Source organism: Streptomyces kronopolitis, assembly GCF_014646275.1.
GTDB classification, from domain to species: Bacteria; Actinomycetota; Actinomycetes; order Streptomycetales; family Streptomycetaceae; genus Streptomyces; species Streptomyces kronopolitis.
Genome location: NZ_BMND01000029.1, coordinates 38,813 through 55,692, shown reverse-complemented (window position 1 = coordinate 55,692; position 16,880 = coordinate 38,813). Strand labels below are relative to the sequence as shown.

The following is a 16,880-nucleotide window of genomic DNA, read 5'->3' as shown; positions in this document are numbered from 1 at the left end:
GCCCGCCGAATCGCGCGCTGCGCTATGCAGAATGCCCAGGAAATTCGCCAACTATTGCGCACCTTGTGGATCGGCGAGACTCTGCGGCCATGGCAGACACCACGATGCAGGCCCAGGCCCAGACCCCGTCCACCGCCACCGCTGCGGCCCGGCAGGCGGACCCGTTCCCGGTCAAGGGGATGGACGCGGTCGTCTTCGCCGTCGGGAACGCCAAGCAGGCCGCGCACTACTACTCCACCGCCTTCGGCATGAAGCGCGTCGCCTACCGCGGCCCGGAGAACGGCAGCCGCGAGAGCGCGAGTTACGTCCTCGAATCCGGCGGCGCCCGGTTCGTGTTCACCTCCGTCATCAAGCCCGCGACCGAGTGGGGCCGCTTCCTCGCCGACCACGTCGCGGCGCACGGCGACGGCGTCGTCGACCTCGCCATCGAGGTGCCGGACGCCCGCGCCGCCTACGAGCACGCCGTCGCACACGGCGCCACCGGCCTGGAGAAGCCCCACGAGGTCCGGGACGAGCACGGCACCGTCGTCCTGGCGGCCATCGCCACCTACGGCAAGACCCGCCACACCCTCGTCGAGCGCGCCGGCTACCAGGGCCCCTACCTGCCCGGTTTCGTGGCCGCCGAGCCCCTGGTGGAGACCGGCCCGCGGCGCTTCCAGGCCATCGACCACTGCGTGGGCAACGTCGAACTCGGCAAGATGAACGAGTGGGTGGCGTTCTACAACGACGTCATGGGCTTCACCAACATGAAGGAGTTCGTGGGCGACGACATCGCCACCGAATACAGCGCGCTGATGTCGAAGGTCGTCGCCGACGGCACGCTCAAGGTGAAGTTCCCGATCAACGAGCCGGCGATCGCGAAGAAGAAGTCGCAGATCGACGAGTACCTGGAGTTCTACGGCGGCCCCGGCGTCCAGCACATCGCGCTGGCCACCAACGACATCGTCGCCAGCGTCCGGGCGATGCGCGCCGCCGGCGTGGAGTTCCTCGACACCCCCGACTCCTACTACGACACCCTCGGCGAGTGGGCCGGCGAGACCCGGGTGCCGGTGGAGACGCTGCGCGAGCTGAAGATCCTGGTCGACCGCGACGAGGACGGCTACCTGCTGCAGATCTTCACCAAGCCGGTCCAGGACCGGCCGACCGTGTTCTTCGAGATGATCGAGCGGCACGGCTCCATGGGCTTCGGCAAGGGCAATTTCAAGGCACTCTTCGAGGCCATCGAGCGCGAGCAGGAGCGCCGCGGCAACCTCTGAGTCCCGGCCGGGGCGGGCCGTGCACGATCTTCCGTGTACGGCCCACGGATGCGAGGCTGAGGGCATGGACCTCATCGCACGGCTGCGCGCCGGACTCCCGGGTGAAGCGATCCTCACCGACCCCGATGTCACCGGCGCCTACGCCACGGACATGGCGAGCTTCTGCGCCGCCGGGACGCCCGCCGTGGTCGTCCTGCCGCGCACCGTGGAGCAGGTCCAGCACGTCCTGCGGACGGCCACCGCGCTGCGGGTCCCGGTCGTCCCGCAGGGCTCGCGCACCGGGCTGTCCGGCGCCGCCAACGCCTCCGACGGCTGCATCGTGCTCTCCCTGGTCAAGATGGACCGGATCCTGGAGATCAACCCCGTCGACCGGATCGCGGTCGTCGAACCCGGCGTCATCAACGCCGCGCTGTCCCGCGCGGCCGGCGCGCACGGCCTGTCCTACCCGCCCGACCCCTCCAGTTGGGAGGAGTGCTCCCTCGGCGGCAACATCGCCACCGCCTCCGGCGGCCTGTGCTGCGTCAAATACGGCGTCACCGCCGAGTACGTCCTCGGCCTGGACGTGGTCCTCGCCGACGGGCGGCTGCTGTCCACCGGCCGCCGTACCGCCAAGGGAGTGGCCGGCTACGACCTCACCCGGCTGTTCGTCGGCTCCGAGGGGAGCCTGGGCGTCGTCGTCCGCGCGGTCCTCGCCCTCAAGCCCGCGCCGCCCGAGCAGCTCGTGCTGGCCGCCGAGTTCCCCTCCACCGCGGCCGCCTGCGCGGCGGTCTGCGAGATCATGGCCCGCGGCCACGCCCCCTCGCTGCTGGAACTGATGGACCGCACCAGCATCCGCGCGGTCAACGACATGGCGCGGATGGGCCTCCCGGACAGCACCGAGGCGTTGCTGCTCGCCGCCTTCGACACTCCGGAGCCGGCCGCCGACCTCGCCGCCGTCGGCGCGCTGTGCACCGCGGCGGGCGCCACCCAGGTCGTGCCCGCCGAGACCGCCGCCGAGTCCGAGCTGCTGCTGCAGGCCCGCCGGCTGACCCTGACCGCACTGGAGCGGGTCAAGTCGGCCACCATGATCGACGACGTCTGCGTCCCGCGCTCCCGCCTCGCCGAGCTGCTCGACGGCACCGCCGCCATCGCGGAGAAGTACGGCCTGACCATCGGCGTCTGCGCACACGCCGGCGACGGCAACACCCACCCCACCGTCTGCTTCGACGCCGCCGACCCGGACGAGTCGCGCCGGGCCCGGGCCTCCTTCGACGACATCATGGCGCTCGGCCTGGAGCTGGGCGGCACCATCACCGGTGAGCACGGCGTCGGCGTCCTGAAGAAGGAGTGGCTGGCCCGCGAACTGGGGCCGGTGGGGATGGAGTTGCAGCGCGGCATCAAGGACGTCTTCGACCCGCTCGGCATCCTCAACCCCGGCAAGCTGTTCTGACCTGCGCACCCACCGGTGTCGCCGCAGCCGGGGCCCGGATGTACACACCGCGGGACAGGCGGTTGACTGCCCCCATGACGTTCAGCGATCCGCACCTGCCCGGCGAGGGCATGGTCACCTTCCGGGTGAGCGGTCAGGGAGTCGACGACCTGACCTACGCCGTCCAGCCGCCGGAGGACTCCGGCGGCGAACACCAGGTGACCCGGCCGGAGTTGCCCTGGTTCGAGGTGGTCCAGGCGCGCGGGGTGGGCGCCATGCCGATGCTCACCCTCACCCTCGACGGGCCCGGCGCCTGGGCCGAGTGCGAGATCCTCACCGACGGCGCACCGGCCGTCCGCGGCACCGTGCACGGCCCCGCCGCGACTGCCGTGTTCATGGCACGTGCCGCCGCCTCGTAAAGTGCCGCCATGGACTACGCGCTCACCCTCGCCGCCGTCGCCCTCCTGATCGGCGTCTACCTCAATGAGCAGGCCGCCGACCGCCGGGCCAAGCGGCTGACCCTCCAGCTCACGCGGCTGGAGCGCAAGACGGACCTGCTGCTCGCGCACGCCGGGATCCCCGAGCCGGAGGACCCCAGGATGGCCGAGCTGGACGCCCTGCTGACCCAGGGCAAGAAGATCCAGGCCATCAAGCTGCACCGCGAGGTGACCGGCTCCGACCTCGTCGAGGCCAAGGAAGCGGTCGAACGCCGGATGCGCTGACGGCCAGTTGGGCAGAGGATGGGCCCAAGGACTCCTCGGGCCCACCGGGCCACCGCATGCCCACGCAGGAAGCGAGAGCCGATGGCAGCCACCGAAGCGACCAACGCCGCTGATGAGGCGTACGACGTCATCGTGCTGGGGGCCGGGCCGACCGGCGAGAACGTCGCCGACCGGGCGCACGCCGCCGGACTGAGCGCGGTGGTCGTGGAGAGCGAGCTGGTCGGCGGCGAATGCTCCTACTGGGCCTGCATGCCCAGCAAGGCCCTGCTGCGCCCGGTCACCGCCCGCTCCGAGGCACGCCGGGTCCCCGGCTTCCAGGAGGCCGCCGACCGCCCCCTGGACGCCCCCGCCGTGCTCGCCCACCGTGACGCCGTCGTCTCCTACTGGAAGGACGACGGGCAGGTCCGCTGGCTGGACTCGGCCGGCATCGACCTCGTCCGCGGCCCGGGCCGGCTGGCCGGGCCCCGCCGGGTCGTCGTCGACGGCGGCCGGGTGCTCACCGCCCGGCACGCGGTCGCGGTGTGCACCGGCAGCCGCGCGGTGCTGCCCCCCGTGCCCGGCCTCGCCGAGGCCCGGCCCTGGACCAGCCGCGACGCGACCGGCGCGAAGACCGTGCCGGGCCGGCTGGTGGTGGTCGGCGGCGGCGTGGTGGGCGTCGAAATGGCCACCGCCTGGCGGGCCCTGGGCTCCTCGGTCACCCTGCTGGTGCGCGGGGACGGGCTGCTGCCCCGGATGGAGCCGTTCGCCGGCCATCTGGTCGCCGAGTCGCTCGCCGAGGCGGGCGTGTTCCTGCGCACCGGCGTCGAGGTGCGCGAGGTGCGCCGGGAGGCCCCGGGCGGACCGGTCACCGTCCTGCTCGACTCGGGCGACGAGATCGTCGCCGATGAACTCCTGATCGCCACCGGCCGGGCCCCGCGCACCGAGGACATCGGCCTGGAGACGGTCGGCCTGACGCCCGGCTCCTGGCTGGACGTCGACGAGACCCTCCGGGTGACGGGGGTGACCGGCGGCTGGCTCTACGGCGTCGGCGACGTCAACCACCGCGCCCTGCTGACCCATCAGGGCAAGTACCAGGCCAGGATCGCCGGCGCCGCGATCTCCGCCCGGGCCCGGGGCGTGCCGATCCTGGAGTCCGACCCCTGGGGCGCGCACTCCGCCACCGCGGACATCCGCGCCGTCCCCCAGGTCGTCTTCAGCGACCCGGAAGCCGCGTCGGTGGGGCTGAGCGCCGCCGAGGCGGAACGCGCCGGCTACCGCACCCGGGTGGTCGACCAGGACCTGGCGGCCGTGTCCGGCGCCTACCTCTACGGCGAGGGCTACCGCGGCCGGGCCCGGATGGTCGTCGACCTGGACCGCGAGGTCCTGCTCGGCGCCACCTTCGTCGGCCCCGGCGTCGCGGAGCTGCTGCACTCCGCGACGATCGCGGTGGCCGCCGAGGTCCCCGTCGAGCGGCTGTGGCACGCGGTGCCCTCCTACCCGACGATCAGCGAGGTGTGGCTGCGGCTGCTGGAGGCCTACCGCGGCTGAGTGCGGGGCGCCGGAAGGCGCGGCGCCCCGCCGCGGGCGTCCCCGTACCCCGCCCGTCACGCCCCGGGGTCCGGGGACTCCTCCGACGCGGCGCCGCCCGGCCGCAGTTCGTCCCCCGGCGCCAGCGCCAGCAGCTCGCTCAGCCCTTTGTCCAGACCGAGATGCTGCTGCTCGGAGCCCGGCGGCACCACCCGCAGGGTGCGCTCCAGCCAGGCCGAGACCGCCGCGGCCGGCGCCTCCAGCAGCGCCTCCCCGTCCGGCGAGGCCAGCGCCAGGCAGACCAGGCTGCGCCCGTCCACCCGGGTCGGCCAGGCCCGCACATCGCCGTCCCCGCACGGCCGGAACACGCCCTCGACGAGCAGTTCGCGGGCGAAGGTCCACCGGACCGGCGCCTGTGAGCCGATGTGGAAGGTGACATGGACGGCGTAGGGGTCGTCCGTCCGGTACGTCAGCCGGGCCGGCACCGGAACGCTCCGCTCCGACGACCGGACCAGGCCCAGCTCCAGCTCTCGCTCCACCACGGTGTACATGACGTCCGCCTTTCCTCGCTCCTGCGGACGCCCGAAACGAGGCCCGCGGAAGAGGAGAGCGGCCGGGAGCCGGATCATTACGCGACTTCGTACAACTTTTTTTCCGCGCCTCTTCCAGGTGGTCGTCGGCGGGCATCGGCACCCTGGCAACCCGGGGTCTGATAGATGTGGACGCCGCGTTGCGGCAGACTGCACCCACATCCCACAGGCCGAGTACAGATACGGGACTTCGGACATGAGCGCCCCTACCTCAGGATCCGCCGGCGGTAGCCCCACGCCAGGCTTCTACCCGGACCCGTCCATCCCCGGCTACATCCGGTACTGGAACGGTGCCGCATGGGTGCCGGGCACCAGCCGGCCGGCCCCGGCCCAGGGCGAGGCCATGCCCGCCCCGCCGCCCGGCGCGGCCCCGCCGTCCGCGTCCGGGCTCTCGGCGCCGCCCGCGCAGGGGGCACCCGCCCCCGCCGTCGAGGAGACCGGCCCGGTCTTCTTCGACGAGGAGGACGCGGACCGGGGCTCCGCGCTGCCGGTCGTGCGCCGCGCCGGCGAGGTCGCGGCCCGGCCCGGGGTGAACTGGGACGAGACCACCCGGCTGCACGGCGCCGGTCCCGAGGCGGGCGCCTCCTGGCAGGCCGACGCCTCCCGGCAGGGCGGGTTCGCCGGCGAGAGCGAGCCCCGGGTCTCCTGGGGTTCGCCGGACCAGGCACCTCCCGGCACCCCGTCGGGCGCTCCCGGGTGGGGAGGAGTGCCGCCGCAGCGCGAGGAACCGTCCGGCGCGCAGGGGTCCGCACCCGACGCCCCGTCCGACGGGACGGTCGCCCTCCGCGCCGTGGACCCCGCCCGCCGCGGCAAGGGCGCCGGCGACCAGGGCACCACCGCGATCCGCGCGGTCCGGCCGGAGTCCGGTGAGCCCGCCGGCGCCCAGGAGACGATGACGTTCCGCACCGCACCCGGAGACCCCACGGTCGCCGCCGCGCCCGGCGACGGCTCCCCGCAGGCGCTCCCGTCCGTCGGCGCGGCGCCGCAGCCCCAGCGCCCGGCCCCGCAGCAGCAGCCCCCGCAGCAGCAGGCCTCCCGCACGCCCGTCCCGCAGGCCCCGGCGCAGCAGACCCCGGCGACGCGGGCGGCCGCGCCCGCGGCCGGTTTCCCGGCGCAGGGCGGTGCCGCGCAGGCCGGTCCCGCCGCGCAGTCCGGCGAGGCCGACGGCGTCATCCCCTGGAAGCCGCCGGCCGCCGCCGACCCGTTCTACGAGGCCCTCCAGGCGGCGCAGGGCCATCCGGCGGGCCTCGGCCGCCGGTTCGCGGCCCGGCTGATCGACACCCTGGTGCTGGGCGCGGTCACCGCCGCGGTGGCCGTTCCCCTGTGGGGCACCGTCACCGACCACCTCGCCGCCAAGGTCGAGGCGGCCAAGCAGTCCGGCCGCCAGGTGACGGTCTACCTCATCGACGGCACGACCATCCCGGTCTTCGCCACGATCCTGGCCGTCCTGCTGCTCGGCGGCGCGCTCCTGGAGGCGCTGCCGACCCTCAAGTGGGGCCGCACCCTGGGCAAGAAGCTGTGCGGCGTCCGGGTCCTGGACATCGAGAGCCACGACACCCCGACCCTCGGCGCTGCCCTCAAGCGCTGGTTCGTCTACGGCGTGCTCGGCGTCCTGGCCGTCGGTGTGCTGAACGCCGCCTGGTGCCTGTTCGACCGGCCGTGGCGGCAGTGCTGGCACGACAAGGTGGCGCGGACCTTCGTCGCCGCCGGCTGAGCGGGGCGGCGCGTCCGGCCGTCCGCCGCCCGGGCGGCGGACGGCCGTCCCCCGAACGGACTTCGCCGGATGCGGCGGGCAGCGACAAGCGGTCGACTCGGGCCATGAGTACCGACCAGCCCGGACCCGGCCCCGGTGAGCCGCCGGAGAACGAGCCGTTCCTGAAGAAGCCGCAGGAGCCCCCGGCGGGCGGCGCTCCCGGCAACGGCCCGTCCCACGAGAACGGCTCCCCGCGCAACAATCACGCCAACGGGTCGGGCGGCGGCGAGGGCGCCGCACCACCACCGGGCGGCGCACCGCCCCCGGGTGGCCAGCAGCCCTGGGGCGGCCAGCAGCCTCCGGGCGGTCAGCAGCCCTGGGGCGGCCAGCAGCCTCCGGGCGGTCAGCAGCCCCCGCCGCCTCCCGGTGGCACGCCGCCTCCCGGTGGTGCCCCGCCTCCCGGTGGCGGCCCCTACGGCGGTGGTCCGTACGCCGGCGGCCCGTATGCCGGTGATCCCTACGGCGGGCAGTACGGGCAGCCGGCCGATCCGCTGGCCGGGATGCCGCCGCTGGCCAACCGCGGCCGCCGGCTCGTCGCGCGCATCATCGACGCGATCATCATCGGGGTGCCGGTCGGCATCATCATGTCGCTGATCGTCGGCGGGGTGAACTACTTCAGCACCGACAGCGGCCAGGCCGGCCGGCAGTGGACGGTCTCCGGCGTCACCATGCTGGCGTATCTGATCTACGAGGGGCTGATGCTCAGCAGCCGCGGCCAGACCCTCGGCAAGATGGCGATGAAGATCCGGGTGGCGATGCTCGCGAACGGTTCGATCCCCACCCCGCAGGCCGGTTGGACCCGGGCCGCGGTCTATTCGCTGCCGGAGATCGTGCCGTGCTGCGGCTTCATTTTCTGGCTGATCAACGTCTTGTGGTGTACCTGGGACAAGCCGTATCACCAGTGTCTGCACGACAAGGCGGCGAAGACCGTGGTGGTGTCCACGGAGCCGGCCCGGTCCGCGTCAGCCTGAGTGCTCGCCGATCCGGGCCCGGGCGGCCGCGGCCGGATCGGCGAGGTGCCACCGCCGGGCGCGGGAGGGGGAGTGCGCCGGCCGGACACCCGCGGGCGGCGCCGCGGCGGCCGGTGAAGCGGCGGGCGCGGCGGGCGACTCGGCCCGCCCGGCACGCCGGCGGACCACCCGCGGCACCGCGGGCATCGGCACCGTCATGGCGACCAGCAGCCCGAGCCCGAGTCCGGCGATGGCGATGACCGCGACCCCGATCCCGGTCTGCGTCTGCGACAGCAGCAGCATCGCGAGGGTGGAGAAGAAGACGGTGGCCGAACCGTAGGCGAGCTGTGCGGCGGTCGGACGAGGCATGGCGGAATCCGTCCTCGGAGGGTCGGCAGGGGGTGGGGGTAGTGGGTCAAGCACGCGCCAACGAAGGAGCCTACGGTCCTCCTTGCCCGTGCGGAACGCCAGGTAAGCGTGACCTAACCCACGGTGGTGAAGCACTGGGGGCGCACGAGGCCGCCGTCCGGGCGTCGGGGCCGCGGCGTCGTGCCAGTTGGGAGCGGGGGCGCAGGTCCGGGCGGGCATATGCGCCCGGCCCCTGCCCGGGTGCGGTGGCCGCTCCCGGGTGCCGCCGTGCGATGTCCGATAGCCGCAACTGGCGGACCGAGTAACGTACTTCGCTGTCGTGCTCAAGTCAAGATCTGTCTTTTTCCCCGTACTTCCGGTCGAATGCCCTCGAACAGTGACCGGTCTAAGGGGAGGACAGCGCCAAGTGAGACAGCAGAGAAGGGTGTTCAGATCGGCCGCCCTGGCCACGGCAATTGCTGCGATCGGGGCGGCCGCTTTGTCTTCGGGGGTGGCTTCGGCCGACCCGCAGGGCCCGTCGCCCGTCGCCAAGCGCCAGGACCCGGCCCCTGAGCGGGCCGTGGACCACGACCTCAAGGGCCCGTTCAGCGACCGCCAGGCGTCCGAGCGCAAGGAAGCGCTCCAGAAGGTCATCGCCGGCGACGCCAAGGCGACCCTGCGGGGCGGCTCCAAGGTCGTCAAGCTCGGCAAGAGCAAGTACGTCGAGCTGGCCCGGCAGAAGACCGACAAGATCTTCACGATCCTGGTGGACTTCGGCGACAAGGTCGACAACACCACGATGTACGACCCGGACGGCGACGGCCCCAAGCCGCCGGTGAAGAAGTACGGCGGCGACCCCGGTCCGGCGCACAACCTGATAGCCAAGCCGGACCGTGCCAAGGACAACAGCACGGCCTGGCAGAAGGACTACAACCAGAAGCACTTCCAGGACCTGTACTTCTCCCACGACAAGAAGAAGCAGTCGCTGGCGAAGTACTACGAGAAGCAGTCCTCGGGCCGCTACTCGGTCAACGGCGAGGTCTCCGACTGGGTCAAGGTCGATTGGAACGAGGCCCGCTACGGGTCCAACTACTGCGGCCAGACCAACTGCGCCAGCGCCTGGGACCTGATCCGCGACGGCGTCAACCAGTGGGCCAAGGACCAGAAGGCCAAGGGCCGCACCGACGCCCAGATCAAGGCGGACCTCTCCAAGTACGACCAGTGGGACCGCTACGACCACGACGGCGACGGCAACTTCAACGAGCCCGACGGCTACATCGACCACTTCCAGATCGTGCACGCCGGTGAGGACGAGTCCGCCGGCGGCGGCGTCCAGAAGACCAACGCCATCTGGGCGCACCGCTGGTACGCCTACGGCACCGACGCCGGCAAGACCGGTCCGGGTGCCAACAAGGCGGGCGGCACCCAGATCGGCAACACCGGTATCTGGGTCGGCGACTACACCATGCAGCCGGAGAACGGCGGGCTCGGGGTCTTCGCCCACGAGTACGGCCACGACCTGGGCCTGCCGGACGAGTACGACACCTCCGGCACCGGTGAGTCCTCGGTGGACTTCTGGTCGCTGATGTCGGGCGGCTCCTGGCTGGGCACCGGCAAGGACAACATCGGCAACCTGCCGGGCGACATGAGCGCCTGGGACAAGCTCCAGCTGGGCTGGCTCAACTACGGCAAGGCGAAGGCCGCGGCCAAGTCCTCGTACAAGCTGGGCGTCGCCGAGTACAACACCAAGAACAAGCAGGCAGTGGTCGTCGCCCTGCCCGCCAAGCAGGTCAAGACCGATGTCGTCCAGCCCGCCGAGGGCTCCCACCAGTGGTGGAGCGACATGGGCAACGACCTGAAGAACACCCTGACCCGGCAGGTGGACCTCACCGGCAAGTCCAAGGCGTCCCTGGACCTCAAGGGCTGGTGGGACATCGAGAAGGACTACGACTACCTGTACGCCGAGGTCTCGACCGACGGCGGCAGCAACTGGACGGCGCTGGACGGCACCGCGAACGGCAAGGCCATCCCGCGTGACGGCAGCGACAAGCCCGCGCTGACCGGCACCGTGGCCGCCTACCAGGACCTCTCCTACCCGCTGGACGCCTACGCGGGCAAGAAGATCGACCTGCGCTTCCGCTACCAGACCGACGGCGGCGCGGCCCAGAAGGGCTTCGCGGCCGACGCCATCAACGTCACCGCCGACGGCCAGTCGCTGTTCACCGACAACGCCGAGAACGGCGACAACGGCTGGACCAGCAAGGGCTTCTCGCGGATCGGCGGCTCGTTCACCAAGTCCTACCCGCAGTACTACATCGCCGAGAACCGCCAGTACGTGTCGTACGACAAGACCCTCAAGGTCGGCCCGTACAACTTCGGCTGGACCACGGCCAAGCCGTCCTGGGTGGAGCACTTCCCCTACCAGAACGGTGTCCTGATCTGGCTGTGGGACACCTCGCAGGCGGACAACAACGTCGGCCAGCACCCCGGCGCCGGGCAGATCCTGCCGGTCGACGCGCACCCCAAGGCCGAGCACTGGGCCGACGGCACGATGATGCGCAACCGCTTCCAGAGCTACGACTCGACCTTCACGCGGTTCCCGACCGACGCGCTGACCCTCCACCGGGACGGCAAGAAGGTCAAGATCAGCTCGAAGAAGGGCATCACCCTCTTCGACGACCGGCACGGCGTCTACTACGACAAGACGAACCCGACCGGTGGCGTGATCGTTCCTGACACCAACACCCGGATCAAGATCCTCAACGAGGCCCGGGACGGCTCCACGGTGACGGTCCAGGTGGGCCCCGCCGGTAAGTAAAACTTAACATCGCAGGTCAGAGGCTATTCGGCCGTCGCCCCCTAGCGGGCGGCGGCCGATTCGCGTTTAGATGCGTTCTACAGATCCTTGTTGACGCGAAGTCTCACGGGGGAGAAATGACCAAGTCCGGTGGCGGTTACATCAGGCTCCCAGGAGGGAGCGTGGTGGTCGCCCTGTCACTGCCCAGGCCGGCTCACGGCCCGCGGCCCGGCCCGTACGACTGCGGGTGCCGGGTGCGGGTGCTGGTCCACGCGGTGAACCGCCAGCGCGCCCTGACCAGGCTGCGCAACCTCGGGCTGCGCAGGGTCTACCTGCGCGGCAACACCGAGCCGCCCACACCCGACGAGATCACGGCCGTGCTGCACCACCCGGACGGGGTGGTCTGGCGCGAGACCCCGGAGGACGACACCGAGTCCTGGCATCCGATACGGGCGCTGATGCGCCCCCAGATCCCCCCGGCGTCCACCGCCGGCTACCGGGCCGCGGGGTAGCGCGCGGGGCCCGCGCACGGCCGCCCGGCGCCCCTCCGCCGCGGGGGGGGGGGCGTCAGCCGCCGGTGACCAGCGGTTTCCCGGTCAGCTCGGCGCCCGCCGCGCGCAGCTCCGCCAGCGCCCGCTCGGTGGTGTGCGCGGCCACCCCGGCCGTCAGGTCCAGCAGGACATGGGTGCGCAGCCCGGCCCGGACGGCGTCCAGGGCGGTGGCGCGCACGCAGTGGTCGGTGGCCAGGCCGACCACGTCGACCTCGGTGACGCCGTGGCCGCGCAGCCAGTCCGCGAGCGGGGTGCCGTTCTCGTCCGTGCCCTCGAAGCCGCTGTACGCCCCGGAGCGGGTGCCCTTGTCGAAGACCGCGTCGATGGCCCCGGAGGCGATCGCCGGGGTGAAATTGGGGTGGAAGCCGCTGCCCTCGGTGCCGGCCACGCAGTGCACCGGCCAGGAGCGCTCGTAGTCGGGGTGCTCGGAGAAGTGGTCACCGGGGTCGATGTGGTGATCACGGGTGGCGACGACGTAGCGGTAGCAGCCGCCGGCCGCCTGGCCGATCAGATCGGTGATGGCCGCCGCGACGTCCGCGCCCCCCGCCACCGCGAGGCTGCCGCCCTCGCAGAAGTCGTTCTGCACATCAACGACGATCAATGCCCGGTGCATGGTGCGTGCCTTCCGGCTGGGAATCGGGGGACCGGCCCGGAGTGTGGTGCGGTGGTGTGACCGAGGGTAGCCACTGGCGGCGGATTGCGGGAGTGGTCCGGAGCCCGGCGGCCGCGGGGCGGCGGGCGCGCCGCGGCCCGCCCGCCGCCCGCCGGGGACGCGTCAGAGGTATTCGGTGGGCAGCACGGCCTCGCCCCGGGAGAGCTGGCTGGCCGACAGCGGCAGCTGGTCGCGGGCGGCGATGTGCCGGTCGCGGGCGGCGTCCAGCGGCTCCCGCGCCACCACGGTGCCGCCGCTCACCAGCGGCACCAGCAGCTGCCGGTCGGCCAGCTCCGCCGGGACCGGGCCGGTGCCGATGACCTCGGCATCGGCGATGCCGTCCGCGTCCAGCCGGCGCGCCGCCCACTTGCGGCCGCCGAGCGAGGTCTTGGCGCCCATCGAGCGCTTGGCGACCGGCCGCAGCGGGGTGCCGGGCGTGTCGCTGTCGGCGCGGGCGACCAGCTTGTAGACCATCGAGCAGGTCGGGTGGCCGCTGCCGGTCACCAGCTGCGTGCCGACGCCGTACGCGTCCACCGGCGCGGCGGCCAGCGAGGCGATGGCGTACTCGTCGAGATCGCTGGTGACCACGATCTTGGTCTTGGTGGCGCCCAGCTCGTCCAGCTGCTGGCGCACCCGGTGGGCGATCAGCAGCAGATCACCGGAGTCGATCCGCACGGCGCCGAGGCCGGGCCCGGCCACCTCCACGGCGGTGCGCACCGCCTCGGCGACGTCGAAGGTGTCCACGAGCAGGGTCGTGCCGCTGCCGAGGGTGTCGACCTGGGCGGTGAAGGCGTCCCGCTCGGTGTCGTGCAGCAGGGTGAAGGCGTGGGCGCTGGTGCCGACGGTGGGGATGTTGTAGCGGAAGCCGGCCGCGAGGTCGGAGGTGGTGTGGAAGCCGCCGACGTAGGCGGCCCGGGCCGCGGCCACCGCCGCCAGCTCGTGGGTGCGGCGGGCGCCCATCTCCACCAGCGGGCGGCCGCCGGCCGCCACCGACATCCGGGAGGCGGCCGCGGCCACCGCGGAGTCGTGGTTGAGGATCGAGAGGATCACCGTCTCCAGCAGCACCGCCTCGGCGAAGGTGCCCTCGACCCGCATGACGGGGGAGCCGGGGAAGTAGACCTCGCCCTCCGGATAGCCCCAGATGTCGCCGCGGAAGCGGAAGCCGGCCAGCCAGTCGAGGGTCGGCTCGTCGAGGATGCCGCGCTCGCGCAGAAAGCCGAGGATCGTCTCGTCGAAGCGGAAGTTCTCCACCGCGTCCAGCACCCGGCCGGTGCCGCCCACCACGCCGTAGCGGCGGCCCTCGGGCAGCCGGCGGGTGAAGACCTCGAAGACCGAGTGCCGGTCCGCGGTGCCGGACCGCAACGCGGCCTGCAGCATGGTGAGTTCGTACTGGTCGGTGAAGAGCGCAGTCGACGGCACGGCCACCGGCAGCCCCAGGTCTGCTGTGTTCATGGAGACGATGCTACCCCCGATACTCGTCACATTGACGATAGTGGGGTGGGGGCCTCCCGGCGGCCTCGCGGGCGGGCGGCCGCGCCGTGCCGACGCGGCCCGCGCGAGGGGCATTTGTGCGTCACGGGTCCCCGGGTGGCAGCATGGGGCCTGTGAGCGCCCACCCGTCACCCACGATCACGCTCCGGCCGCACCACTGCACCCTCAGTGTCCCGGTCGAGACCGAGCGCCCCGAGTCGAGCGAGGCCCCCTTCGAGGTCCCCGAGCCCGACCTCCCGTGGGTCACGATCGTTCACAACGATCCCGTGAACCTCATGAGCTATGTCTCCTACGTCTTCCAGACGTACTTCGGCTATTCCAAGGACAAGGCGCACCAGTTGATGCTCGACGTCCATCACAAGGGGCGCGCGGTGGTCTCCAGCGGCAGCCGCGAGGAAATGGAGCGCGACGTGCAGGCCATGCACGGCTTCGGCCTGTGGGCGACCCTCCAGCAGGACCGCCGATGACCGGGCACTTCACACCGCTGCCCGACGGCGGCGCCTCGGTCCCCCTCGACGAGGTCGAGATCTCCATCCTGCGCAGCCTCGCCGTCCAGCTGATGGAGCTGATCGGCCCGGGCGAGGAGCCCGCGGAGCGCGAGGGCGACGACCTGCTGGCGTCGATCTTCAACGACGGCCCCAGCGAGCCGCCCGCCGACCCGGTCCTGGCCCGCCTCTTCCCCGACGCCTACGGCGGTCCCGACCTCGTCCCCGACGACGACGTCCGCGCCGCCTCCGCCGAGTTCCGCCGCTACACCGAGAACGATCTGCGCTCCCGCAAGCGCGAGGACACCCTCGCGCTGATCCGCGCGCTGGACACGCTCGCGCCGTCCGCCGGCGGCAGCGCCGAGCTGCGGCTGAAGCCCGGCGAGTGCCGGCAGTGGCTGGGGGCCCTCAATGACCTCCGGCTGGCCATCGGGACGCGGCTTGAAGCGACCGATGAGGAGGACGGCGGCGAGCTGCTGAGGCTGCCGGACAGCGATCCCCGCAAGCCGATGGTGATGGCATATCTCTGGCTCGGCGGACTCCAGGAGACTCTGGTCGAGTCACTCATGGGGTGAAAACCGGGCATATCGCCTCGGTTGTTCACCGGGTGTTCGCTCAGCGGATGCTCAAATCCGCATAACGATCCCATTACCGCCGCCAAGCAAGTTGTACGCACTTATTCGCTTTGGCCCGTTTTTCACGTGGTGCGGTTCACGCCATCTCTAGGCGTTCTCCTGGGGGTCGTGATAGATGTTCACGACCTGCCGTGAGTGACGCCACCCCTGTCACTGCGGGAGCGCTTGGCCGGCCGACCGTCGGCAGCAGGACTCCATCCGGGGGGATCGGGACCCGATCCGGACAGACCGGGTCGGTATGGAGAAAGGCGCACCACACATGACCTCTGTGCAGGTCGACAAGCAACACGACGGCAACGAGGCAGCTGAGCAGGCCCCCGAAGAGGGCTATCAGCGCGGTCTGGGAAACCGTCAGATCCAGATGATCGCCATTGGTGGCGCCATCGGTACCGGTCTCTTTCTCGGAGCCGGCAAGGCGATCTCGATGGCCGGGCCGAGCATCATCCTCGCCTACGCCATCGTCGGTCTGGTCATCTTCTTCATCATGCGGGCCCTGGGCGAACTGCTCATGTACCGGCCCGTCTCCGGCTCCTTCTCGGAGTACGCGCGAGAATTCCTCGGTCCCTTCGTCGGCTTTGTGACCGGCTGGACCTACTGGCTGTTCTGGGTCGTCACCGGCATTACCGAAGTGACCGCCGCGGCCACGTATGTGCAGTACTGGAACAAGGGCATACCGCAATGGGCGGCGGCGCTGGTCTTCACCGTCGCGCTCTTCGGTATCAACCTGATCTCCGTGAAGATCTTCGGTGAGCTGGAATTCTGGTTCTCCATGGTCAAGGTCACCGCGATCATCGGCATGATCCTGATCGGCCTCGGCGTGATCACCCTCGGCTTCTCCGACGCCGGTGACACCGCGTCCTTCACCAACCTGTGGTCCCACGGCGGCTTCTTCCCCAAGGGCATCGGCGGCACGCTGATGACGCTGCAGATCGTGATGTTCGCCTTCCTCGCCGTCGAACTCGTCGGCGTCACCGCGGGCGAGGCGACCAACCCGAAGAAGGTCCTGCCCAAGGCGATCAACACCGTGCCGTGGCGGATCGGCCTGTTCTACATCGGTGCGCTGATCATCATCCTGTCCGTCGTCAGCTGGACGGTCTTCAAGCCGGGCGTCAGCCCCTTCGTGGCCGCCTTCCAGCAGATCGGCCTGCCGGCCGGTGCGGGCATCGTCAACTTCGTCGTGCTGACGGCCGCGCTCTCCTCGGCCAACTCCGGCATGTACTCCACCGGCCGGATGCTGCGCGACCTCGCGCTCAACGGCCAGGGCCCGAAGTTCTTCACCAAGCTCAGCAAGAACGGCCTGCCCACCTGGGGCACCGGCGTCTCGGTCGCGATGATGCTGTTCGGCGTCTACATCAACTACCAGTGGCCCGGCGACGCGTTCAACTACGTCGTCTCCTTCGCCACCATCTCCGGTATGTGGGCGTGGATCGTCATCCTGGCCTCGCAGCTGCGCTACCGCGCCAAGGCCGACCGCGGCGAGCTGCCGCAGTCCGAGTTCAAGGCCCCCGGCAGCCCCTACACCTCGATCTTCGCCCTGGCCTTCATCGCCATGGTGATCGTGATGATGGGCGTCGACCCGGACGCCCGGATCTCGCTCTACGCGGCGCCCGTCTGGGCGCTCATCCTGGGCGTGGGCTACCTGTGCATCAAGCGCCGGGACGCGGCGAACGGCCTGACGTCCGGCGCGGCGGACCGAAAGGCCCCCGTCACGGACTCCAAGGACGCCTAAGGGGTCA

General features: G+C 71.6%; 16 protein-coding genes. 12 read left to right on the top strand and 4 right to left on the bottom strand.

Annotated elements, in window-relative coordinates:
• The first annotated feature begins 89 nt into the window (after positions 1-89).
• From hppD to IEY78_RS25870, 5 genes are all read left to right on the top strand, one after another.
• Positions 90-1,256 carry a 4-hydroxyphenylpyruvate dioxygenase gene (gene hppD, locus IEY78_RS25890; RefSeq protein ID WP_373294246.1) on the top strand — a complete coding sequence of 389 codons (1,167 nt, stop codon included), beginning with the start codon at positions 90-92 and terminating at the stop codon, positions 1,254-1,256.
• 64 nt (positions 1,257-1,320) lie between these two features.
• Positions 1,321-2,685, top strand: coding sequence for an FAD-binding oxidoreductase (locus IEY78_RS25885; RefSeq protein ID WP_189102206.1), 1,365 nt, complete (start codon positions 1,321-1,323; stop codon positions 2,683-2,685).
• A gap of 74 nt (positions 2,686-2,759) precedes the next feature.
• A complete protein-coding gene (locus IEY78_RS25880) occupies positions 2,760-3,083 on the top strand; it encodes a hypothetical protein (RefSeq protein ID WP_189102204.1) in 324 nt (107 codons plus the stop codon).
• 9 nt (positions 3,084-3,092) lie between these two features.
• Complete coding sequence (locus IEY78_RS25875; protein ID WP_189102202.1) at positions 3,093-3,386, top strand: hypothetical protein; 294 nt, start codon at positions 3,093-3,095, stop codon at positions 3,384-3,386.
• An 81-nt stretch (positions 3,387-3,467) separates the two neighbouring features.
• On the top strand, positions 3,468-4,913 hold the full coding sequence (locus IEY78_RS25870; protein WP_189102200.1) for a dihydrolipoyl dehydrogenase family protein: 1,446 nt from the start codon (positions 3,468-3,470) through the stop codon (positions 4,911-4,913).
• 56 nt (positions 4,914-4,969) lie between these two features.
• Here IEY78_RS25870 and IEY78_RS25865 read toward each other — a convergent pair whose 3' ends face one another.
• The gene (locus IEY78_RS25865; protein ID WP_189102198.1) at positions 4,970-5,443 is read right to left on the bottom strand and encodes an SsgA family sporulation/cell division regulator; all 474 of its coding nucleotides are present in this window, start codon (positions 5,441-5,443) and stop codon (positions 4,970-4,972) included.
• A gap of 235 nt (positions 5,444-5,678) precedes the next feature.
• On the opposite strand from IEY78_RS25865, the gene IEY78_RS25860 reads away from it, so the two are divergent.
• Both IEY78_RS25860 and IEY78_RS25855 read left to right on the top strand, forming a co-directional pair.
• Complete coding sequence (locus IEY78_RS25860) at positions 5,679-7,196, top strand: RDD family protein (RefSeq protein WP_189102196.1); 1,518 nt, start codon at positions 5,679-5,681, stop codon at positions 7,194-7,196.
• Positions 7,197-7,300: 104 nt separating this feature from the next.
• Positions 7,301-8,206 (top strand): RDD family protein, encoded by a 906-nt coding sequence (locus tag IEY78_RS25855; RefSeq protein ID WP_189102194.1) that lies wholly within the window; start codon positions 7,301-7,303, stop codon positions 8,204-8,206.
• Here the strand turns inward: IEY78_RS25855 and IEY78_RS25850 are convergent.
• A complete protein-coding gene (locus IEY78_RS25850; RefSeq protein ID WP_189102193.1) occupies positions 8,198-8,554 on the bottom strand; it encodes a hypothetical protein in 357 nt (118 codons plus the stop codon). The two genes, IEY78_RS25855 and IEY78_RS25850, sit on opposite strands and share 9 nt — an antisense overlap.
• A gap of 406 nt (positions 8,555-8,960) precedes the next feature.
• Here IEY78_RS25850 and IEY78_RS25845 point away from each other — a divergent pair, with 406 nt between their 5' ends.
• Positions 8,961-11,351 (top strand): immune inhibitor A domain-containing protein, encoded by a 2,391-nt coding sequence (locus IEY78_RS25845; protein ID WP_189102192.1) that lies wholly within the window; start codon positions 8,961-8,963, stop codon positions 11,349-11,351.
• 116 nt (positions 11,352-11,467) lie between these two features.
• Positions 11,468-11,842 carry a hypothetical protein gene (locus IEY78_RS25840; protein WP_189102191.1) on the top strand — a complete coding sequence of 125 codons (375 nt, stop codon included), beginning with the start codon at positions 11,468-11,470 and terminating at the stop codon, positions 11,840-11,842.
• A gap of 55 nt (positions 11,843-11,897) precedes the next feature.
• Here IEY78_RS25840 and IEY78_RS25835 read toward each other — a convergent pair whose 3' ends face one another.
• Entirely contained in the window at positions 11,898-12,494 is a 597-nt protein-coding gene (locus IEY78_RS25835; protein ID WP_189102190.1) for an isochorismatase family protein, read from the bottom strand.
• Between the two features lie 162 nt (positions 12,495-12,656).
• A complete protein-coding gene (locus IEY78_RS25830; RefSeq protein WP_189102189.1) occupies positions 12,657-13,985 on the bottom strand; it encodes a nicotinate phosphoribosyltransferase in 1,329 nt (442 codons plus the stop codon).
• A 176-nt stretch (positions 13,986-14,161) separates the two neighbouring features.
• Here IEY78_RS25830 and clpS point away from each other — a divergent pair, with 176 nt between their 5' ends.
• From clpS to IEY78_RS25815, 3 genes are all read left to right on the top strand, one after another.
• Positions 14,162-14,491 (top strand): ATP-dependent Clp protease adapter ClpS, encoded by a 330-nt coding sequence (clpS, locus tag IEY78_RS25825; RefSeq protein ID WP_189102276.1) that lies wholly within the window; start codon positions 14,162-14,164, stop codon positions 14,489-14,491.
• A complete protein-coding gene (locus tag IEY78_RS25820; RefSeq protein WP_189102188.1) occupies positions 14,488-15,084 on the top strand; it encodes a DUF2017 domain-containing protein in 597 nt (198 codons plus the stop codon). The genes clpS and IEY78_RS25820 overlap by 4 nt, the downstream gene beginning before the upstream one ends.
• 319 nt (positions 15,085-15,403) lie before the next feature.
• The gene (locus tag IEY78_RS25815) at positions 15,404-16,873 is read left to right on the top strand and encodes an amino acid permease (protein WP_189102187.1); all 1,470 of its coding nucleotides are present in this window, start codon (positions 15,404-15,406) and stop codon (positions 16,871-16,873) included.
• Positions 16,874-16,880 lie beyond the last annotated feature (7 nt).